Source organism: Pseudomonas sp. S37 (genome assembly GCF_016658545.1).
GTDB lineage: Bacteria > Pseudomonadota > Gammaproteobacteria > Pseudomonadales > Pseudomonadaceae > Aquipseudomonas.
In genome coordinates this window covers 121012-141615 of the sequence record NZ_JACVZC010000003.1, presented here as the reverse complement: position 1 = coordinate 141615, position 20604 = coordinate 121012, and the positions used below count along the sequence as shown (strand labels likewise).

Genomic DNA, 20604 nt, shown 5'->3' with positions numbered 1-20604 from the left:
CCCAGAAAGTTCAAGTAGAAGGCTACGTCTCGACACCTTGAAGGGGAAGTTTCTGAATGGCGGCTGGTCTGCGATGCGGGTCGACAGCGATTTGAGGGCGCTTGGTGCCCAGCACTTCAACTCGATCCGCCAGCCGCGTGGCGCGCTCCAGCAGAGCATCCTCATTCAAGTGCCATTGGACCGCCAGGCGCAAGCGGCCGATGGCGTAGCCTTGGATACGGTCGAGGCTAGCGTGGAGCAAGCGTGTAGGTGCGCCAAGACCGCGGCCGATGGCAGCCAGGTCGGGCTCCAGGCCGTTGCGGCCGCTGTAGTGCAGGTCGATCAGGCGCTCGCCGCTGTTGCCACTCAGATCGTCATGGGCATGTTCGAGGGTGCCGAGCAATGTACGGGTGACCGCGCTGCGTGGCTCGCCGAAGACTTGCCAGACCTCCCCCTGTTCGGCGATCTCACCTTGTTCGAGCACTACCACACGGTCGCAGATTTCGCGGATCACGCCCATCTCGTGAGTGATAAGGACGATGGTCAGGCCAAAGCGCCGGTTGATGTCGCGTAGCAATTGCAGGATCGCCTGGGTGCTTTCCGGGTCGAGGGCGGAGGTTGCTTCATCGCACAGCAGGATCTGCGGTTGCAGCACCAGGGCGCGGGCGATGCCGACACGTTGCTTTTGCCCGCCGGAGAGCTGCGCCGGATAAGCGTCACGGCGTGCTTCCAGGCCAACGAGTTGCAGCAGTTCATCGACCCGGCGGCTCTGTTCTTCGCGCGATACACCGGCCATGCGCAGCGGCAGGGCGATGTTCTGCGCCACGGTGCGAGTGGCCATCAGGTTGAAATGCTGAAAGATCATCGACACCCGCCGGCGCAGGCTGCGCAGGGCCAGGCCGTCGAGGTTGCCGATGTCATCGGTGTCGATGAACACCTTGCCGCTGCTGGGGGTCTCCAGGACATTGAGCATGCGCAGCAGCGAGGATTTACCCGCGCCACTGCGGCCGATGATGCCGAACACCTCGCCACGGCGAATGTGCATATCGATACCCCGCAGCGCCTCGACGCCGTTGGGATAGCGTTTGCAGACCTGCTCAAGGCGGATGTGGGGTTGCGGGGCAGCTTGGGTGCTCATGGTGTTGTCTTGCTCCATAAAGACCACTCCCTCGCCTGGCGCGGGAGTGATCGGTACTGTTCAATCAGAATGCCGGGTAGATCGCGCCTTTGTAGCGCGCCTTGATGAATTCACGAGTCGCATCGCTGTTCAGCGCTTCGGCGACGATCCTGATTGCCTTGTCATCCTTGTTTTCCGGGCGGGTCACCAGGTACTCGGCCCAGATGTTCTTGCCATCCTGGCCCTTCTCGATGTACAGCGATTTGTCCAGTGGCAGTTTGGCTTCCAGCACGTAGTTGCCATTCAGCGCTGCCAGTTCAACCTGACTCAGGGCGCGGGGCAGGATCGCCGATTCCAGCTCGATGATTTTCAGATGCCTTGGGTTGTCCACGATGTCTTTCTGCGTTGGCAGCGGGTCTTCCGGGCTGTCCAGCTCGGCCTTGCCCTTGAGCTTGATCAGGCCAAGCTTCTGCAACAGCAACAGGCCACGCCCGCCATTCACCGGGTCGTTGGGGATCGCCACTTTGGCGCCGTCTTCCAGTTGGGTGACGTCGGTAAGCTTTTGCGAGTAAGCGACGAAGGGCTCGATGTGCACCGGCACGATCGACACCAGATTCGTGCCGCGCTCACGGTTGTAGTCGTTGAGGAACGGCCGGTACTGGTAGTAGTTGGCGCCGAGCTGCTTGGACACCAGTTGCGCGTTGGGCTGGATGTAGTCCGAGAAGATGCGTATATCCAGGTCGACGCCCTGTTTGGCGACGATGGGTTTGATGAATTCGAGGATTTCGCCGTGTGGCACCGGGGTGGCGCCTATCACGAGTTTTTCCCCGGCCTGGGCGGTGCCCAGCAACAGGCCGCTGACGGCGAGGCCGTAAGCGATGAGCTTGATGAACGACATGGTGTGTTTCCTTGGCGGTTATTTGCGGGTGAAGTGGGTGACCAGGCGGTTGCCGGAGGCTTGCAGCAGTTGGACGAGAACGATGAGCAGGGCGACCGTGACGATCATCACTTCGGTCTGGAAGCGCTGATAGCCGTAACGGATGGCCAGGTCGCCGACACCGCCACCGCCGATGGCGCCAGACATGGCGGTGTAGTCGACCAGCACGATGGCGGTGACGGTGATTGCCGAAATGATGCCCAGGCGCGCTTCGGGCAGGAGGGTGTACCAGATCACCTGCCAGGTGCTGGCGCCCATCGACTGGCTGGCCTCAACCAGGCCGCGATCCACTTCACGCAGGGCGGTCTCCACCAGGCGTGCGAAGAACGCTGTAGTGCCGATCACCAGTGGCGGGATGACGCCGCGCACACCGAGGGAGGTGCCAGTGACCAAGGTGGTCAGCGGGATCAACACAATCAGCAGAATGATGAACGGCACCGAGCGCACGATGTTCAGCACGAAGGACACCAGCCCATACAGCGCTGGCTGTTCCAGTAGTTGCTTGCGCCCGGTGAGAAACAGCAGCACCCCCAACGGCAGGCCAAGCAGCACGGTGAACAGCAGCGCGCCGCCAAGCATGGCCAAGGTATCGAGCGTGGCATCGGTGATCTGGGTCCAGTCGATCTGGTCGAAGTTCATCAACAGGCGCCCCTCAGATCCACGAATGCTGTGGCGGATTTACGCCGTTGAGGTAGTACTGGCCGACCGCATAAGGCTTCCAGCGCACCGGGTCATGCAGGGTGTGGGTGCGGGCATCGCGCCACAGGCGGTCCAAACCGTTCTGTTGCAAGGTCGAGCGAGTGCCGCCCAGCTCGAACAACTTGTTGGCGGCGAGCAGGGCGATGTCGGTTGTCAGCACCTTCGCTTCGGCCACGGCGATCTTGGCCTTGGCGATGCTGTCGAGCGTCGGTTCGGCAATGGTCGCGTCCAGTTGCAGGCCGGCCCGCTCCAGTAGCGCTTCGGCTGCGTGCAGACGGATGAACAGGTCACCAACCGCAGCGATGGTGAACGGGTCATCGCTGGCGTGCTCTTTGCCGCTGTCAATCCAGGGCCGGGCTTTGCTACGGACAAACTCCACCGTAGCCTGCAGCGCGCCACGGGCGATACCGGCATCGATGGCAGCATGGATCAACTGGCTTTGAGGGCCAACGGCACTGGGGTTCTCGTAGACGATGTGCGCAGGAAGTACACGCTCGTTGGGCACCACCACATTTTCCAGCAGCACCGTGCCGCTGGCGGTGGTGCGCTGGCCGAAGGCTGACCAGTCGTCGATCACGCTCAAGCCCGGTGCATCACGGTCGGCAATGGCAACGATGACGCGGTTGTGGTCATCCAGTGCGACGATGGGCACCAAGTGGGCGAAGAGCGCACCGGTGGAGTAGAACTTGCGACCGCTGAGCACCTTGTGACGCTCATCGTGATCGCTGATGCGGGTCTGGAAGTCCTCGACGTGTTTGCCACCGAACTCCGAGAAGGCGTTGCCAAGACGCAGGCCGGAAAGCACTGCGGCGAACAGCGACTGTTTCTGTTGCTCACTGGCCGACAAGCGGATCACGTCGATGATTTCGAAGCTGTTCTGGGCGATCTGCGCAGCCGATGCATCGGCTGCGGCGAGGATGGCGAAGACCTTGGCCAGGGTCACTTGAGAGACGGCCGCGCCGCCGTATTGTTCAGGGATGGTAATGCCCCACAGGCCGCTTTGTGAGTAAGCCTCCACTTCGGCGAAGGGCAGGGCGCGTTGACGGTCGCGTTCAAGGGCGCCTTCGGCGAACAATTTGGCCAAGGCATGGGCCGCTTCAATCGCCTGGGCATCGCTGGTGATGCGTACAGCGGGTTGGGCCGGTCGGCTGGGGCGCCAGGTGGCAGGGTCAACAGGGACGTAAGGCATGGGCAGGTCTCGTTTCGACAGGGTCCGATAACGGTCCCGTCGCAAAACCTGTGCCACTGATAAAAATCAATAAAATCAGTTAGATATTGGCACTTAGCGAGTGGGTCACTGTACGGCAACTGCAGCAATCTGTTGCTTGACTGTTGCCGGGTAAACAGCTGCTGTCAGGCCTTGCCGGAAGCACCGGCGGAGCCTGTACCTTTTTCGGCGGCGCTTGCCCCGGTTACTGGTCGATTTCATACAGCAGTCCAACAGTTTGCCTGCTTTGATTCCCGCTCGTGTTGCCCCATAAAAAGTTAACTATCTGATTTAAATAAGAAAAATAGTTGGCGCGTTTCTCGCAATGTTTCTGGCTACACGCAAACGTGTCGCCCATGGAAAGGAATCATGATGACTAACGCTCTATTGGTCCTGGCTATCCTCGCTGCGCGCGAGGTGGTGTCATGAGACTGCTGCGAACCCTGCTTTACGCTGCCTTGGTGGTCACCGGCAGCGCTCGGGCCGCCGATGAAGACGTGCCGTCCCTGGCGGGCAAACGCATCGCCATCAGCATGACCGGAACCAGTCACTACTTCGACATCAAAGCCTTTCAGGCTCAGGTTGATGAGGTCAAGCGCCTTGGCGGCACAGTGATCACGCTGGATGCCGGGCGCAACGACAAGAACCTGGTGACCCAGTTGCAGACGGTGGTCACCCAGCGCCCCGATGCGGTCATCCAGACCCTCGGCACGCTCAGCGTGATCGATCCCTGGCTCAAGCGCATCAGTGCTGCCGGTATTGCGCTGTTCACCATCGACGCTCCGTCGCAATACAGCATCAACAACACCACTTCGGACAACCACACGGCAGGCCGGCAATTGGCCGAGCAACTGGTGAAGGATGCAGGCGGCAAGGGCAAGATCCTGGTGTTCAACGGTTTCTACGGCGTGCCAGTGTGCCAGATCCGCTATGACGCATTGAAAGCGGTGCTGGCCGACCATCCCGAGCTGTCGATCATCCAGCCCGAGCTGCGCGACGTGATCCCCAACACCGTGCAGGACGCGCGTTCGCAGATTGCTGCGCTGCTCAACAAATACCCTGAAGGCGAAGTCGCGGCGATCTGGGCTGCCTGGGATATACCCCAGCTTGGCGCCAGCCAGGCGCTGGTCGATGCCGGCCGCACCGAAATCAGAACCTACGGCGTCGATGGCACCCCGGAAGTGCTCGACCTGCTGCGCCGCGACGGCTCGCCCGTCGGCGCGGTGGTCGCCCAGCAGCCGGCACTGATCGGCAAGACTGCGGTGCAGAACGTTGCCCGTTATCTCGCCGGTCAGAAAAACCTGCCCAAGGAAACCCACGTCGCCACGTTGCTGACAACCCAAAGCAACCTGGACCAGGTGCAACAACTGCGAGGCGACCAGTGATGAGCGCATACGCTCTGGAGCTGCGCAACCTGAGCAAGCACTTTGGCGTTACGCGCGCGCTGGACAATGCAAGCCTGCGGGTGTGCCATGGCAGCGTACACGGCCTGGTCGGCGAAAACGGCGCGGGCAAGTCGACGTTGATCAAGGTACTGGCCGGGATCCATCGCCCGGACGCCGGCAGCCTTTGGGTCGAGGGGCAGTCCTACAGCCATTTCAACCCGCGGCAGATAGCCAGGCTGGGTATCCAGTTCATCCATCAGGAGCGCTTGCTGCCGGCCAGTTTCACCGTGGGCGAGGCGCTGTTCTTCGGTCAGGAGCTGCACCGGGGGCCGTTCGTGCAGCGACGTGCCCAGCAACGTGAGGCCGAGCGCCTGCTCGCCGAGCACTTCGGCTTGTGGCTGCCCAGCGGCGCGTTGATTGGCGAACTAAGCAGCGCTGAACAGCAGGTGGTGCAGATCACCCGCGCATTGATCAGCCAACCCCGGGTGCTGGTATTCGACGAACCCAGCGTAGCGTTGGTGCAACGCGAGGTCGAGCAGTTGCTGGGTATCGTCAAGCGCCTGCGCGAGCAGGGCCTGGCGATTATCTACATTTCTCACTATCTGCAAGAGATCGAGCAGGTGTGTGACCGGGTGACGGTGCTGCGTAACGGTCAGGACGTGGCCGAAGTCGACCCGCAGCAAACCTCCATGGCCGAGATTACTCGCTTGATGGTCAACCGCGAGGTGGCCGAGATGTATCCCAAACCGCTGGTTACGCTGGGCGATCCGTTGCTGGAGGTGAAGGCGCTGAGCCGGTTGCCGGCCTATCGCAATGTCGACTTGCAGGTACGACGCGGCGAAATCGTCGGGCTCACCGGCTTGGTCGGCTCGGGGGCCAAGGCGTTGCTCAAGAGCCTGTTCGGCCTGGCGCCGGCCCATCAGGGCGAAATATGCCTGAATGGCCAGGCGCTCAAACTGGACAGTGCGCATCAGGCCGTGCGTGAAGGCATTGCTTTGTTGCCCGAGGAGCGCCGCCGCCAGGGCGTGGCGCTGGACCTGACCGTGCAGGAAAACATCACCCTCGCCAGTCTCTTGCGCGTTACTCGGCTGGGGCTGATTTCTGCCGACAGCGAGCGGCGACGAACCGAGGCGCTGGTCACCGACCTGGCAATCAAGGCCGCAGGGCCTCAAGCAGCAGTGCGCCAGCTCAGCGGTGGCAACCAGCAGAAGGTGGCGCTGGCCAAATGGCTGAGCCGGCAGTCGACGGTGTACCTGCTGGACGAGCCGAGTGTCGGCATCGATATCGGCGCCAAGGTCGAGATCTATCGGTTGATCGGGAAGTTGGTGGAGCAGGGCGCCGGTGTTTTGCTGCTTTCTTCGGACTTGCCGGAGTTGTTGGGGCTGTGCGACCGCATCTACGTGATGCACCGTGGCGCCATCGTCGCCGTGCGCGCTGCTGCCGACCTCGACGCCGATAGCCTGCTGGCCCTGGCGTCCGCTACCTATGAGCAAAAGGATATTCGCCATGCTCGCTGAACGTACTGGCGTCGCAGCACATTGGCTGAACGGCAGTTGGCGGTTGGCGCTGCTACGACACGGCGCTTCCCTGGCGTTTCTGCTGATCCTTGTGGTCTTCGCTTTTACCGCACCCAACTTCCTTGCAGCGGTGAACATCGCCACCGTATTCGCCCAGTCGGCGATCCTTGGCATCCTCGCGTTTGGCCTGACCATCGTCATGATCGGCGGTGGGCCCAATGTGGTGTCCGGTGGGCTGGACCTTTCGCTGGCGGCCAATCTCGGCTTGTCGGCAGCGGTCTATGCAACGTTGAACAACGCAGGTTTCGGTGCCTTCGGCAGTATCGGGCTGACCTTGGCTACGGGGCTGGCCATCGGCACGCTCAACGGCCTGGTGGTGATCGGCCTGCGCCTGCCGCCACTGCTGGCAACCCTGGCAAGCATGAATGTGATCGCAGGCCTGGAACTGGTGTTGACCGAGAACAGCGTGCTGCCCACCTACACCCCGTTGCTGGAACTGCTCAGCTTTGGCCAATGGCTAGGCCAGCCGGTGCTGGCCTGGGTGCTGCTTGACGTGGCGCTGTCATTGATTTTGCTGATTCACTACAGCCGCTACGGGCTGCGCCTATACGCCGTTGGCGAATACCCGGAAGCCGCTGCTGCAGCCGGTTTGCCGGTGGCGAGCTATCAGTTTTCCAGCTATCTGCTCAGTGGCGTGTGCGCCAGCCTGGCGGCGTTCTGCTCGTCGGCCTGGTTCAGTGGCAGCACCACCGGTTCCGGTGAAATGCTGCTGTCCGTTGTCGCCATCGCCTTTCTCGGCACGGTGTTCTCCAGGCGCTTGCGCCCGAGCATCGGCGGCACCCTGTTGGCGACCTTGCTGGTGGGCTTTCTGGTCAACGGTTTCCAACTGCTGAATATCGCCAGCTTTTGGGTCAACGGCGTGCAGGGTGTGCTGATCCTGCTGGTGGTGGCCAGCGCCAGTCTGTTGCGGGGGAGGTTTTGAGATGAGCGAGCAAGCCATGATCTTGCCCAGCGCGGCACCGACTGCCCAACGCGGTCGCTGGTTGCGCTGGGTGTTGCCAGCGGTATTCCTCGCCTTGCTGGTGTTCTTCGCGGTGAGCGCACCAGGGTTTCTGAGCTGGGGCAATTTCAACAGTGTGCTGCTGAACAACTTCGTGCTGCTGGCCATCGTCGCCATTGGCATGACCCTGGCGGTCAGTGCCGGCGGCATTGACCTTTCGGTGGGCGTGGCGCTGGACCTGGCGGCAATGGTCTATGTGATGGCGTTGAATGCGGGCTTCGGTCTGCCGTTGTCAATTGCCCTGGCGATGCTCGCGGGTGGCCTGACGGGCACCTTCAACGCCGCCTTGATCGCCAGCTTGCGAATCACACCCTTCCTCGCGACCCTCGGCACCCTGTTCATCGGCACGAGCCTGCAGCAACTGTTGTCCGACGGCGGCCAGCCGATCTACCTGGCCAATGGCGTTCGCCCGGCGCTGGCAAGCTCTGGTTTGGCCGGTGTGCCGCTGCCGTTGCTGATCGTCGCCGGGCTGGCGTTGGCTTATGGCCTGGCCTTGGCCAAAAGCCGGTTTGGCCGTGAGGTGTTGGCCGTGGGCGAACAGCTGGAGGTGGCGCGCTACAGCGGTGTGGCGGTAGGGCGGGTCACGGCCGTGGTGTTCATCGCCGTGGCGCTGGCTTGCTCATTGGCCGGCATGCTGCTGGCCAGCACTGTGGACGCCTATGTGCCTATGTCGGGCAGCGCCTTCCTGATCAACGCCATCGGTGCTGTGTTCATCGGTACCACCCTGCATCGTCAGGGGCGTGCCAACATTCCTGGCACTTTGCTTGGCGTGTTGTTCCTCAACGTTACCGCCAACGGCTTGCTGCTGATTGGTTGGAACTTCTACTGGCAGCAAGTGGCGACAGGGGCGCTGATTCTGCTGGTGCTGACGTTCAGTCACCTGGGCCGGCGTCTGATCAAAGATGCTGCCTGAGCTTTCCCGTACCCGGCCGATCTGGCTGGTTCCCTATATGTCCAAGCAGGAGCGCAGACATGAGCAACAACGACAACCGCCCACGGGTAAATTCGAGCGAGCCATTCGCGCCACGGCCACGGCCAACCAAGGGCGCTCATCGGCTGGCCAGCGAGGAAGAGGCGATAAGTATTGCCCATCGGCTGGCACAGTCCTTCAGTGAAGGCGCTGCTGAACGTGATCGAGAGGGTTACCTGCCTATCGACGAAATCGACCAGTACTCGCAGAGCGGCCTGTGGTCGCTGACCGTCCCGAAGGCGTACGGTGGCTTGGGAGCGTCGTATGCGACGGTGGCCTGGGTCACGGCGATTATTTCCGGTGCTGACTCGAGCATCGCTCAGATTGCCCATAATCATCTGTCCCTGGTTTCACATATTGCGCTCGACGGCACCGAGGTGCAGAAGCGTGAACTGTTCGAGCTGGTGCTGCAGGGTTATCGCTTCGGCAACGCGTTTTCCGAGCTGCACAGTCGCACCGTAGCCGAGTTTGCCACTACGGTGGTTGATGATGGCGAGTACGTACGGGTCAACGGTGAAAAGTTCTATACCACTGGGGCACTGTTGGCGCACATCGTGCCGATCGTGGCAGTGAATGACCACGGTCAGGGCGTGTTGGTATTCGCTGATCGTGATACGCCAGGGCTCAGCGTGGTCAATAACTGGTCGAGTTTTGGCCAGCGCACCACGGCTTCCGGGGCGGTAAAACTGGACAATGTGCGGGTGCCGAGGAGCCGTGCCATCGTAGTCACCGCGTTCGATCAGCACACTGCCGCCGGCCCTGTTTCGCAATTGATCCAGGCTGCCATTGATGTCGGTATTGCCCGACGGGCCATTGATGAAACCATCGACTTCGTGCGTCACAAGAGCCGCCCCTGGATCGACAGTGGCAAGGACCGCGCCGCAGATGACCCCTTCACCGTCCAGGCCATCGGTGATCTTAAAATCAGGTTACATGCCGCCGAAGCGTTGCTCGAACGAGCAGGCAATAAAGTCGACATCGCCCTGGCCATACCGGGTGAACAGACCGTGGCGCTGGCAACCACGGTCACCGCTGAGGCCAAGGTGCTGACCACTGCCATTGCCATCGAGGCGACCAATAAACTGTTCGAGCTGGCCGGCACCCGCTCCACATTGCAGGCCAACAACCTGGACCGCCACTGGCGCAACGCCCGTGTGCACACCCTGCACGACCCGGTGCGCTGGAAGTATTTTCATATTGGCAACTACTACCTCAATCAGATCAACCCTCCACGCAATGCCTGGAACTGATACAGGGGCCAGTAGCCAAGGCCACCTCAACGGTTGATGCTGTGAACTTGACTTCGCCGGGGCTGCAACGCAGCCCTTGGTGAACGGCATCAAACCGGGAGGTAGCCTTGCTGAAGGCGCGGCTGCCTTGATTACCCGAGGCGCTGTCAGGCGGTTTTCTGCTGGCCGTTGCCTATCTGCCAGACGTAGGGCGGCTCGGTACCATTGATCACCCAGTCACCGATGATGCGTGCCTTGTAGACCTGCGGGTTGTGGGAGGCCACAGTGCGTGCATTGCGCCAGTGCCGATCAAGTTGTGTCGCCTCGCGTACCGCAGAAGCCCCCAGCGCGTTGAACAGGTCGGTGGCGGCACGCAGTACCAGCTCGATCACCACGAGCTGCGCCTGAGCAGATTCCAGTTCAGCCTCGACATTGGCCTGGTGTTCAAGGCTGGCATCGCCAGAGAAGTGGCTGTCGTACGCGCGCTGCAGGGCTGCTGCTGCGCGCAGGGTGATGGCTTCGGCGGCGTAGGCCTGGGCCGAGAGTTGACCGATGACCTGCTGGATCTGTGCGTCGTCGGCAACCCGCGGCGCATTGCCGTGGCTGAAGACACGTTTGCGTTCGCGTACCAGGCGCGCGGCGTCACGCTCGACGGCTTTGCCGATGCCCGCAAGGATCGACAGCAGCACCACTTGATAGAAGGCGGTCTGGTATTTGAAGCGGGTTTCGAACGGCACGATGTTGTCGGCCTCCACTTCGGCGTCGCGAAACACCGATGTGCCGCTGCCGGTCGTACGCTGGCCGAAACCGTCCCAGTCATCGCTGTGCTCGATGCCTGGCTGACGTGCGCGGGTCACGGCAATCACATCGGCACCGTTGTCCGCGCGTTGGGCATAAATATCCAGCCAGTCGGCGTAAAGGCTGCCGGTGCTGTAGAACTTGCGTCCATTCAGGCGCCAGCTGCCGTCTGCCTGCGGGGTGACCTGGGTGACAACCTGACCAAGCTTGACGTCGCCGGTCTCCGTCCATGCGCCACCTACCAACTGGCCATCAGCGAAACGTCGCAACCAGGTATCACGCTGTTCTCCTGGCATCGCCACCAGCCGATCCTCGACGAAGCCGAAGTGAGCACGCAGCGCCTGGGGCAGGTTGGAGTCAGCGGCCGCCAGCTCGATCAGCAGCTTGAACAGCTGCGGCAACGACGCGCCAGCGCCGCCATCTGCCTGAGGAACACGAACGGCACCGAAACCGGCTTGCTTGAGCCATTCGATGGGCTCGTACGGAAGTGTGCGGTCCAGCTCGCGTTGCACCACACCGTCAGCGATGCGCTGGAAAACTGCGTTGAATCGTTCGGCCAGTTGCTGATCGGTAGCGGCGGTTGGCTGAGTCATGGCATTGCTCCTGGTTCAAGGTTTTCAGGTCTGTTTGCACAAGCCATGCCGAGCCTGCAGCGCCCGAATTTACTGGGGCGAACACGATGGTGGGAGCGCTCAAGTGTTGGCAGGGCAACATTTTGCTGGGAGGCAGTCAGCGAAATGAACAGTGAGGAAGGGAGGCGCCAGGTACTGTTGTTATAACAAGAAGTTCTAGCTGTTTGCTGGCGAACAGTTAATCAGCATATTGCCAGCCATTTACAGCCTAATATTCTCGGCTTCATTTTGTAACTACTTGAATTTCATGGGTTTTATTTCTTGGCATGGTTGCTGCTGAATGCCAGGCAACATTCATCGCCATGCCGCTGCCGGTGGCGGGCTTTAAAACGAGAATTGCCCATGTCCCGAGAAATCCGCCTCAATGCTTTCGACATGAACTGTGTCGGCCACCAATCCCCCGGGCTGTGGAGGCATCCACGTGATCGCGCCTGGCAATACAAGGATCTTGAGTATTGGGTTGATCTGGCAAAGATTCTGGAGCGCGGCAAGTTCGATGGCCTGTTCATTGCCGATGTCCTGGGTATCTACGACGTACTCAACGGGAGTGGTGACGCGGCAATTCGTCAAGCGACCCAGGTGCCGGTCAACGATCCGCTGGCATTGATCACACCGATGGCGTTGGTTACCGAGCATCTGGGGTTCGGGCTCACTGCCTCGCTTTCTTTTGAACATCCTTACCCGTTTGCCCGCCGACTATCCACCCTCGATCACCTGACCAAAGGCCGGGTTGGCTGGAATATCGTGAGTTCTTATCTGGAAAGCGGCGCGCGTAATATCGGCCAGGTCGCGCAGACCGAGCACGATGCCCGCTACGATTTTGCCGACGAATACCTGCAGGTGCTCTACAAGCTGTTCGAAGGCAGTTGGGAAGAGGGGGCGGTGGTGCGCGACCGAGCGCGTGGCATTTTCAGCGACCCCAGCAAGGTTCATGAGATCCGTCATGTTGGTGAGCACTTCCAGGTGCCCGGCATTCACCTTTGCGAGCCTTCGCCGCAACGCACCCCGGTGTTGTACCAGGCAGGCGCTTCCAGCCGTGGCAAGCGTTTCGCGGCAGAGCATGCCGAGTGCGTATTCGTCGCAGCGCCCTCGAAGACCGTGCTGAAAAAGGCGGTCGCGGATATCCGTCAGCGGGTCGCCGAAGCCGGGCGTGATCCGCGCAAGGTGCTCATTTTCAACCTGCAGACGGTGATCCTCGGGGAGACCGATGCCCAGGCCAAGGCCAAGTGGCAGGACTACAAGTCCTATGTCAGTTACGAAGGTGCCTTGGCGTTGATCGCCGGTTGGACCGGTATCGACTTTGGTCAGTACCAACCCGACCAGGTGCTCAAGCACATCCACACCAACGCGATTCAATCGGCTGTGGAGGCGTTTTCCTCGGCCGATCCGTCCAAGACCTGGACCGTGCAGGAGCTGGCCGACTGGGTCGGCATCGGTGGGTTCGGCCCGCTGTTCGTCGGCAGCCCACAGACCGTAGCGGATGAAATGCAGGCATGGATCGAAGAGACCGATGTCGACGGTTTCAACCTGGCCTATGCGGTCACCCACGACAGCTTCACCGATGTGGTCGAGCTGCTGGTGCCCGAACTGCAGCGTCGTGGTGTGTACAAGAAGGAGTACGCCCCGGGCACCCTGCGCGAAAAGCTGTTCGGTGACGGCCCGCGCCTGGCTGCGAGCCATCCGGCGGCGGGCTACCGTGACCTGCCGGCCTTGCACCGTCAGGCCGGGCTTTCCCAATCCTCTCTCTCGCCCGCGGGTTCCCGCAGCAAGGTGCTTGTGTAAGGAGATTGCGTTGAGCGTACATGAATTCCACGGCGGCAATCCGCCGAACATCCTTGCCCCCCAGGCGTTGGCACTGCTGCAGCGCCGCGGGGTAGCAACACCTCTGCAGATTGCCCTGGTCCACAAGCGTAACGGTCGCTGGCTGGCCTGGCGCTGGATCGATGTGCAGCGTGAAGTCGAACGGTTGTCCGCGGCCCTGCAGCAGCAGGGTTTTGGCGCAGGCTCGCGTCTGGCGGTCAGCGGTGCCTATGAGCCGACACTGTTGTTCTTCACCCTCTCGGCACAGCGCGCCGGGGGCGAGGTGGTAAGCGTGGCGCAATCGGTCGGGGCACAGGCGCTGACGGCTCTGCTGGCACGTATCCGGCCTAGCCATGCTTGGGTTGAGCGGCGCGAGGTATTGAGTTCCTGGCGTCAGGCCGATGCCGTGTTACCGCTTTACTCGTTGCATGCCACTGAGGGCGTGCAGACCTTGCAGGCGCTTTACGGCCAAGCAGCCAGCAGCCAGCCCAGCGTGTTGCCTCTGCATCGGCTGCAGCGTGCGGCGTTGACCTGGGTTGAAGAAGGCACGGACTGGCAGCAGGGCCTATCCCGCGTACTGGAGCATTGGCTGACCAGTGGTGAGACGCTGGCATTTCCCGAGGACGGTATTGCTGCGGCACGCGATCGGGCGGATCTGGCGCCAACGCACCTGCTGCTTTCCGAGGCACGCTTGCAGCGCTTGGCGGAGGAAATCGACGCGCGTCTCCCTGCGCCTGGAACCTGGCAACGGCGGCTGTGCGACTGGGCCGCCAGTGCCCCAGAGCAGGGGCTGCGCCGCTTGTTGAAAGTGAGGGTAAGGCGGTTGCTCGGCTTTCAGCGGCTGCAAAAGATCAGCCAGACCCCGCTGCAGCAAAGCCGGCAGCAGGTTTGGCTCGACCCACGCGGGAGTCGTGCGGCATGAGTGAGAGCATTCTCCAGGTGAAGGATATTTCCCTGTCATTCAAAGGTGTCAAGGCGATCTCGGCACTGTCCTTCGAGGTTCGTCGGGGTGAGATCTGCGCGCTCATCGGCCCCAATGGTGCTGGCAAGAGTTCGCTGTTGAACATTCTCAATGGCGTGTACCGGGCAGATGGCGGTGAAGTGATTTTTGAACACCAGCACTATCGGCGCATCGATCCATTGTCCGCTGCGCGGCGGGGCATCGGTCGGACCTTTCAGAACAATGCGTTGTTCAGGAAGATGAGTGTGCTCGACAACATCCTTACCGGGCTTTCCCGGCATGGCCGGGCTGGATTTCTGGCCCAGGCGTTGAGCCTGCCGGGCGCGCGGCGTGAGGCCGATGAATTCGCCCGGCGTGCCGAAGGCATTTTGCAGTTTCTGGAACTGCAGCCGTATCGCGAGACGCTGGTCGGCAGCCTGGCCTACGGGCTGCAGAAGCGCGTGGAGCTGGGTAGGGCGCTGATTGCCGCCCCCGCTCTGCTGTTGCTCGACGAGCCCATGGCCGGCATGAATGCCGAAGAAAAACAGGACATGGCACGCTTCATCCGTGACATCAATCGCGAGCTGAAAATCACCGTGGTGCTGATCGAGCATGACATCGGCGTAGTCATGGGGCTGTCCGACCATGTGGTTGTGCTCGACTACGGCCGCAAGGTGGGCGATGGCACACCCGCTGAAGTACAGGCCAACCCTGAGGTTATCGCCGCCTATCTGGGGACGGTGCACTGATGAACTTCTTTCTGGAAACGCTGATCGGTGGGCTGCTCGCCGGCACCATGTATTCGCTGGTGGCCATCGGCTTCGTGCTGATCTACAAAGCCAGCGGTGTATTCAACTTTGCCCAAGGGGCGATGCTGCTGTTCGCTGCGCTGGCCTTCGTCAGTCTGCACGAGCACGGTATTTCGATGCCTCTGGCCATTTTGCTGACCCTGGTCGTGATGGCGGTGCTGGCGCTGGTCATCGAGCGCACCGTGCTGCGGCCGCTGACCAACCGTTCGCAGATCACCCTGTTCATGGCCACCCTGGGGCTTTCCTTCATTCTCGAGGGCGTAGCGCAAGGATTGATGGGCGCGCAGGTACGGGCACTGGATATCGGTATCGAGGATATCCCGATCTTTCTTGGTGACATCATGATCAGCCAGTTCGATCTGTTTGCCGCCGCCACGTCCGCCGTGCTGGTGCTGGTGCTGGCATTGCTTTTCAACAAGACCCGCATTGGTATCTCGCTACGCGCGGTGGCCGACGACACCACCGCGGCGCTGTCAGTGGGCATCAACCTCAACCGTATCTGGCAGATCGTCTGGGCGGTGGCGGGTTTTGTCGGGCTGGTGGCCGGGCTGCTCTGGGGCGCGCGTCAGGGCGTGCAGTTCTCGCTGTCGCTGGTGGTGCTCAAAGCCCTGCCGGTGCTGATCATTGGTGGCTTCACCTCCATTGGAGGGGCCATCGTCGGTGGCCTGATCGTGGGTGCCGCAGAGAACCTGGCAGAGGTCTACATCGGCCCGTTGATCGGCGGCGGCATCACGCCGTGGTTCGCCTATGCGTTGGCCCTGGTCTTCCTGTACATCCGTCCCGCCGGCCTGTTCGGCGAACGCACCATCGAGCGAGTCTGAATAATGAACAAATCTTCGCCATACAGCTTGCCGACACCGTTCGAGACGGCACCGCTGTGGCTGCGCAGGCAGTACAGGCCGTGGGCGCTGGCGGCACTGCTGGCGGTGGCCTTCGTGATGATCCCTTTGCTGGGTAACGACTACTGGCTCAACGCGATTCTGATCCCTTTCCTGGTGCTGTCGCTGGCCGGTCTGGGGCTCAACCTGTTGACCGGCTACACCGGGCAGACCTCTGTTGGCGCAGCCGGCTTCATGGCCGTAGGGGCCTTCGCCAGTTACGGCTTGCTGCTGCGAGTTCCCGGCTTGCCACTACCCCTGGCGCTACTGGGCGGCGGATTGGTCAGCGCCTTGGTCGGTTTGCTGTTCGGTCTGCCCAGCTCGCGTATCAAGGGCTTCTACCTGATGGTCACTACCTTGGCTGCACAGTTTTTTCTCGAGTGGGTGTTCACCAAATTTCCGTGGTTCTACAACCATGCTTCATCGGGCACCATTTTTGCACCGCGTCTGGAGATCCTTGGCCAGAACATTGCTACACCCGTTGGTCGCTACCTGCTGACGCTGTCGACCGTGGTAGTGCTCACCTGGGTGGCGGTGAATCTGGTACGCAGCCGGGTCGGCCGCAACTGGATGGCGATTCGCGACATGGACACCGCTGCTGCCGTTATCGGTATTCCGGTGGTCGGCTACAAACGGCTGGCGTTTGCAGTCAGTTCGTTTTACCTGGGAATTGCTGGCGCCCTGTGGACGTTCGCCTACCTGGGAACAGCCAGCGCGAGCAGTTTTGATATCAACCGTTCGTTCCAGATCCTGTTCATCATCATCATCGGTGGCATGGGCAGTATCGCTGGCAACTTCATCGGCGCCGCATTCATCAGCCTGCTGCCGATCTTTCTGAGCTACGCCGGCCAGGTGCTGTTCGCCGGGCATGTCGACGCCGGGCAACTGCAGAACCTGCAGAAGATCATTTTCGGTGCGCTAATCATCTGGTTCCTGATCAAGGAGCCTGAGGGGCTGGTGCGGTTGATCAGCAACCTGCATGAGCGCCTGAAGGTTTGGCCGCTGAGATTCTGAACCGAGTGACGCTAGAACGCCCCCTACGCCTTTCGACCCGACCACGGGAGGGAAATACATCCACACACGCTTATAGAAGTACAGATCATGCGCAACGCATTGCAGCGAACTTTTATCGCCAGCCTGCTGGCAATCGGCACTCACGTGGGCCTACCGGTTGCGACCGTTCAGGCTGCCGACAGTCAACAGTTCATTCCCCTGGCCACCTACCGGGTCGGTGCCTACGCCTCCAGCGGCATTCCCTGGTGGGCCGGCGAGATTGATTACATGCGCTACATCAACGAAGTGGAAGGTGGCGTCAATGGTGTCAAGCTGGTCTGGCAGGAGTGCGAGACCGAGTGGAACGTCGACCGCATCGTCGAATGCTACGAGCGTTACAAGGGCGGCAATGGTGCATCGCCAACTGCTTTCTTTTTCACCCATAGCACGCCAGGTTCGTATGCACTGATGGAGAAGGGCGCGGCGGATAAAATTCCGCTGATCGACGGCGGTGGTGGGCGGACCGAGTCCACGGACGGCAGTGTGTTCCCCTATGCCTTCCCGCTGCTGCTCAACTACTACGGCCAAGCCTCGGTGGGCATCAATTACATTGCCGAGCGCGAGGGTGGGTTCGACAAGCTCAAGGGCAAGAAGATCGTCACTGTTTATCACGACTCTGCCTACGGCCGTGAAACCCAGGCCCCGATCAAATTGCTGGCCGAGAAGTATGGCTTCGAGAACATCCAGATTCCAGTCGCCGACCCGGGCAACGAACAATCGGCTCAGTGGCGTCAAGTGCGGCAGATTCAGCCGGACTGGATATTCCTGCGCACCTGGGGGGTGTCGACGCCGGTAGCGCTGAAGACCGCTGCGCGCTTCGGTATCAAGGCCGACCGCATCGTCGGTGATGTGTGGGCAGGTTCCGAAGCCGATGTGATCCCGGCTGGCCCGGCTGCTACGGGTTATCAAGCGCTGGCACCGTTTCCCGGGGGCGATGGCTTCGAGATCCACAAACGCCTCAAGCAATACATCCTCGACACCGGCAAGAGCGACCTCAAGGACAAGAGCTACTTCGGCAAGGTGTACTACAACATCGGGCTGATAAACGCCGCGATCGCCGTCGAGGCCCTGCGTACCGGCCAGGCCAGGTTTGGCAAGCGTGCGCTCAATGGTGAGGAGGCCCGCTGGGCCTTTGAACACCTGGATATCGATGCCGCGCGGCTGAAGGCGATCGGCTTCGAGGGCCTGTTGCCACCGCTGAAATTGTCTTGCAGCGACCACGAAGGCGGCGGCGCCGCTCGCGTACAGCAGTGGGACGGGCAGAAGTGGCTGCAGGTGACCGACTGGGTACAAGCCGACCGCGACACCCTGCGTCCGTTGATCGAAGCGAAGTCCGCCGCCTACGCCAGGGAAAAGGGCGTAACCCCGCGCGACTGCGGCGCTGAGCAGTGACTCATTCGGCCCCGGCTGCCTCTCGGCACGGAGCTTCAAATCGGGCCTCATCACCTTTTCGACGGAAGTGAACATCATGCAACATCGATTCAAGCGCACACTGGCTTCGGCCCTGCTGTTCCTGGGGGTTCATTCGGCATTGCCGGTTCAGGCTGCAGCTGACGAGCAGTTCTTTCCAATGGCTACATACCGGGTTGGGGCGTATGCATCCAGTGGCATCCCGGTATGGGCCGGGATGATCGACTACCTGCGCTATATCAATGAGGTCGAGGGCGGCATCAATGGCGTCAAACTGGTCTGGCAGGAGTGCGAAACCGAATGGACTGCAGAGAAGGGCATCGAGTGCTACGAGCGTTTCAAGAAGGGCCTTGATGGTGCGCCGGTGGCGGTCTACCAGCCCAATGGCGCCCCGGCGGCCTATGCGCTGGCGAACAAGGCCGAGACTGACAAGATCCCATTGATCACGCTTGGTTATGGCCGCACCGAGGCCACGGACGGCAGCGTGTTCCCCTACAACTTCCCGGTGATGCTGACCTTCTACAGCGAGGCTTCGGCGTTCATCAACTACGTGGCCGAGAAAGAGGGCGGGCTGGACAAACTCAAGGGCAAGAAGATTGCCACGGTTTACCACGACTCCGCTTATGGCCGCGAAACCCAGGGGCCATTGAAGTTGCTGGCGGAAAAATACGGGTTCGAGAATATCCAGATTCCGGTGGCCGACCCGGGTAACGAGCAGGCCGCGCAGTGGCGGCAAGTGCGCCAGGCCAAGCCGGACTGGGTCTTCTTGCGCACCTGGGGGGTGTCGACGCCGGTGGCAATCAAGACCGCCGCGCGTTTCGGTTATCCGGTCGACCGCATCGTGGGTGATATCTGGGCGAGCTCGGATGAAGACGTGTTGCCCGCTGGTGACGCTGGCAAAGGCTACCTGGCGCTGACACCGTACCCGGGTGGCGCGAGCTTCGATATTCATCAACGCATCAAGGCGTTCATCCTCGACAAGGGCAAGAGCGACCTGAAAGATCCAAGAAGCTTTGGCAGCGTCTATTACAACTCCGGTCTGGTTAACGCTGCCATCGCCGTGGAAGCGATCCGCGCCGGGCAGAAGAAATTCGGCAACCGCCCGCTTAACGGCGAGGAAGGTCGCTGGGGCCTTGAGCACCTTGATTTGGGTGATGCGCGGCTCAAGGAAATGGGTTTCCTTGGCTTGATGCAGCCACTGAAGTTGTCCTGTAGCGACCATGAAGGAGGTGGTGCGGCCAAGGTGCAGCAATGGGACGGTCAGCGTTGGAGCCTGGTGACCGACTGGGTGCAGGCTGATCGCCAGACATTGCGGCCGCTGATCGAAGAAAAATCTGCCGCTTACGCCAAGGAGCAGGGTGTAACGCGGCGTGAGTGCGCCAAGGAATCCTGATATGAACCAGGTCATTAGTGGGTTGAGCACGGGTGTAGCTGAGCCGCTGCTGCAGGTCGACGATGTCGAGGTTATCTACGACGGCGCCATTCTCGCCGTTTCCGGTGTGTCGCTGACGGTGCCCAAGGGGGGGATCGTCGCGCTGTTGGGCGCCAACGGGGCAGGCAAGAGCACTACCCTGAAAGCCATCTCTGGGCTGATCCGCGCCGAACGTGCCAAGATCAGCCGTGGCCAGGTCCGTTTCGGGGGTGTGGACTGTGCGGCCGTTGCATCTCACCGGCTAGTCCACCAAGGTATTGTTCACGTGCTTGAGGGCCGGCATGTATTTTCGCACCTTACGGTAGAAGATAACTTGCGCAGTGGCGGCTTTGTGCGTGGCCTGTCGCGGCGCAAACTGGAGCAGAACCTGGAGCGCGTGTACGACTGGTTCCCCCGCCTGAAGACCAAACGCAAGACTCAGGCCGGTTTCACGTCGGGGGGCGAACAGCAGATGATTGCTATTGGCCGGGCATTGATGACCCAGCCGACGCTGGTACTGCTCGATGAGCCGTCGATGGGGCTGGCACCGATGATCGTGCAGGAGATCTTCGAGATCGTCGCGCAACTGAATGCCAAAGAGGGGGCGAGCTTTCTGATTGCCGAACAGAACATCGCCGTGGCGCTCAAGTATGCTCATCAGGGATACGTGATGGATACCGGGCGGGTGGTGCTGCAGGGCAGTGCCAGCGAACTGCTCGAAGGCAGCCATTTGCAGGACGTTTACCTGGGGCGCAAGTAAAGGAAAGGTGCGA

Annotated in this window: 18 protein-coding genes; 13 read left to right on the top strand and 5 right to left on the bottom strand. The window is 61.2% G+C overall.

Going from position 1 to position 20604, the window contains the following annotated elements; translation table 11 throughout:
- Positions 1 to 22 precede the first annotated feature (22 nt).
- The 4 genes from IAE39_RS02355 to IAE39_RS02340 are packed head-to-tail and all read right to left on the bottom strand — an operon-like array spanning position 23 to position 3921.
- Positions 23 to 1135: a methionine ABC transporter ATP-binding protein gene (locus tag IAE39_RS02355; RefSeq protein ID WP_201199030.1), complete on the bottom strand. Its 1113-nt coding sequence runs from the start codon at positions 1133 to 1135 to the stop codon at positions 23 to 25.
- 46 nt (positions 1136 to 1181) lie between these two features.
- On the bottom strand, positions 1182 to 1994 hold the full coding sequence (locus IAE39_RS02350) for a MetQ/NlpA family ABC transporter substrate-binding protein (protein ID WP_201199028.1): 813 nt from the start codon (positions 1992 to 1994) through the stop codon (positions 1182 to 1184).
- Positions 1995 to 2012: 18 nt separating this feature from the next.
- Positions 2013 to 2672: a methionine ABC transporter permease gene (locus tag IAE39_RS02345; RefSeq protein ID WP_201199027.1), complete on the bottom strand. Its 660-nt coding sequence runs from the start codon at positions 2670 to 2672 to the stop codon at positions 2013 to 2015.
- Positions 2673 to 2685: 13 nt separating this feature from the next.
- The gene (locus IAE39_RS02340) at positions 2686 to 3921 is read right to left on the bottom strand and encodes an SfnB family sulfur acquisition oxidoreductase (RefSeq protein ID WP_201199026.1); all 1236 of its coding nucleotides are present in this window, start codon (positions 3919 to 3921) and stop codon (positions 2686 to 2688) included.
- A 443-nt stretch (positions 3922 to 4364) separates the two neighbouring features.
- On the opposite strand from IAE39_RS02340, the gene IAE39_RS02335 reads away from it, so the two are divergent.
- The 5 genes from IAE39_RS02335 to IAE39_RS02315 are packed head-to-tail and all read left to right on the top strand — an operon-like array spanning position 4365 to position 10121.
- Positions 4365 to 5324 carry a sugar ABC transporter substrate-binding protein gene (locus tag IAE39_RS02335; RefSeq protein ID WP_201199025.1) on the top strand — a complete coding sequence of 320 codons (960 nt, stop codon included), beginning with the start codon at positions 4365 to 4367 and terminating at the stop codon, positions 5322 to 5324.
- Positions 5324 to 6841, top strand: coding sequence for a sugar ABC transporter ATP-binding protein (locus IAE39_RS02330; protein ID WP_201199024.1), 1518 nt, complete (start codon positions 5324 to 5326; stop codon positions 6839 to 6841). Before IAE39_RS02335 ends, IAE39_RS02330 begins: the two co-directional genes overlap by 1 nt.
- The gene (locus IAE39_RS02325; protein WP_201199023.1) at positions 6831 to 7823 is read left to right on the top strand and encodes an ABC transporter permease; all 993 of its coding nucleotides are present in this window, start codon (positions 6831 to 6833) and stop codon (positions 7821 to 7823) included. Before IAE39_RS02330 ends, IAE39_RS02325 begins: the two co-directional genes overlap by 11 nt.
- A gap of 1 nt (position 7824) precedes the next feature.
- Complete coding sequence (locus IAE39_RS02320; RefSeq protein WP_442968414.1) at positions 7825 to 8814, top strand: ABC transporter permease; 990 nt, start codon at positions 7825 to 7827, stop codon at positions 8812 to 8814.
- A gap of 59 nt (positions 8815 to 8873) precedes the next feature.
- Positions 8874 to 10121: an SfnB family sulfur acquisition oxidoreductase gene (locus tag IAE39_RS02315; RefSeq protein WP_201199021.1), complete on the top strand. Its 1248-nt coding sequence runs from the start codon at positions 8874 to 8876 to the stop codon at positions 10119 to 10121.
- A 146-nt stretch (positions 10122 to 10267) separates the two neighbouring features.
- On the opposite strand, the gene IAE39_RS02310 is transcribed toward IAE39_RS02315, so the two are convergent.
- Entirely contained in the window at positions 10268 to 11491 is a 1224-nt protein-coding gene (locus tag IAE39_RS02310; protein WP_201199020.1) for an acyl-CoA dehydrogenase family protein, read from the bottom strand.
- 381 nt (positions 11492 to 11872) lie between these two features.
- Between IAE39_RS02310 and IAE39_RS02305 the strand changes: the two genes are divergently transcribed.
- The 8 genes from IAE39_RS02305 to IAE39_RS02270 all read left to right on the top strand — a co-directional run bounded on the left by IAE39_RS02305 (position 11873) and on the right by IAE39_RS02270 (position 20591).
- Entirely contained in the window at positions 11873 to 13312 is a 1440-nt protein-coding gene (locus tag IAE39_RS02305) for an LLM class flavin-dependent oxidoreductase (protein WP_201199019.1), read from the top strand.
- Between the two features lie 10 nt (positions 13313 to 13322).
- Positions 13323 to 14252: an acyl-CoA synthetase gene (locus tag IAE39_RS02300; RefSeq protein WP_201199018.1), complete on the top strand. Its 930-nt coding sequence runs from the start codon at positions 13323 to 13325 to the stop codon at positions 14250 to 14252.
- On the top strand, positions 14249 to 15019 hold the full coding sequence (locus IAE39_RS02295; RefSeq protein WP_201199017.1) for an ABC transporter ATP-binding protein: 771 nt from the start codon (positions 14249 to 14251) through the stop codon (positions 15017 to 15019). The genes IAE39_RS02300 and IAE39_RS02295 overlap by 4 nt, the downstream gene beginning before the upstream one ends.
- Complete coding sequence (locus tag IAE39_RS02290; protein WP_201199016.1) at positions 15019 to 15900, top strand: branched-chain amino acid ABC transporter permease; 882 nt, start codon at positions 15019 to 15021, stop codon at positions 15898 to 15900. The genes IAE39_RS02295 and IAE39_RS02290 overlap by 1 nt, the downstream gene beginning before the upstream one ends.
- A 3-nt stretch (positions 15901 to 15903) precedes the next feature.
- Positions 15904 to 16971 carry a branched-chain amino acid ABC transporter permease gene (locus tag IAE39_RS02285; RefSeq protein ID WP_201199015.1) on the top strand — a complete coding sequence of 356 codons (1068 nt, stop codon included), beginning with the start codon at positions 15904 to 15906 and terminating at the stop codon, positions 16969 to 16971.
- Positions 16972 to 17058: 87 nt separating this feature from the next.
- Positions 17059 to 18402, top strand: a complete 1344-nt coding sequence (locus IAE39_RS02280; protein WP_201199014.1) for an ABC transporter substrate-binding protein — start codon at positions 17059 to 17061, stop codon at positions 18400 to 18402.
- 76 nt (positions 18403 to 18478) lie between these two features.
- A complete protein-coding gene (locus IAE39_RS02275; RefSeq protein ID WP_201199012.1) occupies positions 18479 to 19813 on the top strand; it encodes an ABC transporter substrate-binding protein in 1335 nt (444 codons plus the stop codon).
- Position 19814: 1 nt separating this feature from the next.
- The gene (locus IAE39_RS02270; protein ID WP_201199010.1) at positions 19815 to 20591 is read left to right on the top strand and encodes an ABC transporter ATP-binding protein; all 777 of its coding nucleotides are present in this window, start codon (positions 19815 to 19817) and stop codon (positions 20589 to 20591) included.
- Positions 20592 to 20604: the final 13 nt, after the last annotated feature.

Excerpts from the sequence above, each read along its gene's own strand:
- IAE39_RS02355 (WP_201199030.1), bottom strand. The coding sequence starts at position 1,135 with ATGGAGCAAGACAACACCATGAGCACCCAAGCTGCCCCGCAACCCCAC.
- IAE39_RS02350 (WP_201199028.1), bottom strand. The coding sequence starts at position 1,994 with ATGTCGTTCATCAAGCTCATCGCTTACGGCCTCGCCGTCAGCGGCCTG.
- IAE39_RS02345 (WP_201199027.1), bottom strand. The coding sequence starts at position 2,672 with ATGAACTTCGACCAGATCGACTGGACCCAGATCACCGATGCCACGCTC.
- IAE39_RS02340 (WP_201199026.1), bottom strand. The coding sequence starts at position 3,921 with ATGCCTTACGTCCCTGTTGACCCTGCCACCTGGCGCCCCAGCCGACCG.
- IAE39_RS02335 (WP_201199025.1), top strand. The coding sequence starts at position 4,365 with ATGAGACTGCTGCGAACCCTGCTTTACGCTGCCTTGGTGGTCACCGGC.
- IAE39_RS02330 (WP_201199024.1), top strand. The coding sequence starts at position 5,324 with ATGAGCGCATACGCTCTGGAGCTGCGCAACCTGAGCAAGCACTTTGGC.
- IAE39_RS02325 (WP_201199023.1), top strand. The coding sequence starts at position 6,831 with ATGCTCGCTGAACGTACTGGCGTCGCAGCACATTGGCTGAACGGCAGT.
- IAE39_RS02320 (WP_442968414.1), top strand. The coding sequence starts at position 7,825 with ATGAGCGAGCAAGCCATGATCTTGCCCAGCGCGGCACCGACTGCCCAA.
- IAE39_RS02315 (WP_201199021.1), top strand. The coding sequence starts at position 8,874 with ATGAGCAACAACGACAACCGCCCACGGGTAAATTCGAGCGAGCCATTC.
- IAE39_RS02310 (WP_201199020.1), bottom strand. The coding sequence starts at position 11,491 with ATGACTCAGCCAACCGCCGCTACCGATCAGCAACTGGCCGAACGATTC.
- IAE39_RS02305 (WP_201199019.1), top strand. The coding sequence starts at position 11,873 with ATGTCCCGAGAAATCCGCCTCAATGCTTTCGACATGAACTGTGTCGGC.
- IAE39_RS02295 (WP_201199017.1), top strand. The coding sequence starts at position 14,249 with ATGAGTGAGAGCATTCTCCAGGTGAAGGATATTTCCCTGTCATTCAAA.
- IAE39_RS02290 (WP_201199016.1), top strand. The coding sequence starts at position 15,019 with ATGAACTTCTTTCTGGAAACGCTGATCGGTGGGCTGCTCGCCGGCACC.
- IAE39_RS02285 (WP_201199015.1), top strand. The coding sequence starts at position 15,904 with ATGAACAAATCTTCGCCATACAGCTTGCCGACACCGTTCGAGACGGCA.
- IAE39_RS02280 (WP_201199014.1), top strand. The coding sequence starts at position 17,059 with ATGCGCAACGCATTGCAGCGAACTTTTATCGCCAGCCTGCTGGCAATC.
- IAE39_RS02275 (WP_201199012.1), top strand. The coding sequence starts at position 18,479 with ATGCAACATCGATTCAAGCGCACACTGGCTTCGGCCCTGCTGTTCCTG.
- IAE39_RS02270 (WP_201199010.1), top strand. The coding sequence starts at position 19,815 with ATGAACCAGGTCATTAGTGGGTTGAGCACGGGTGTAGCTGAGCCGCTG.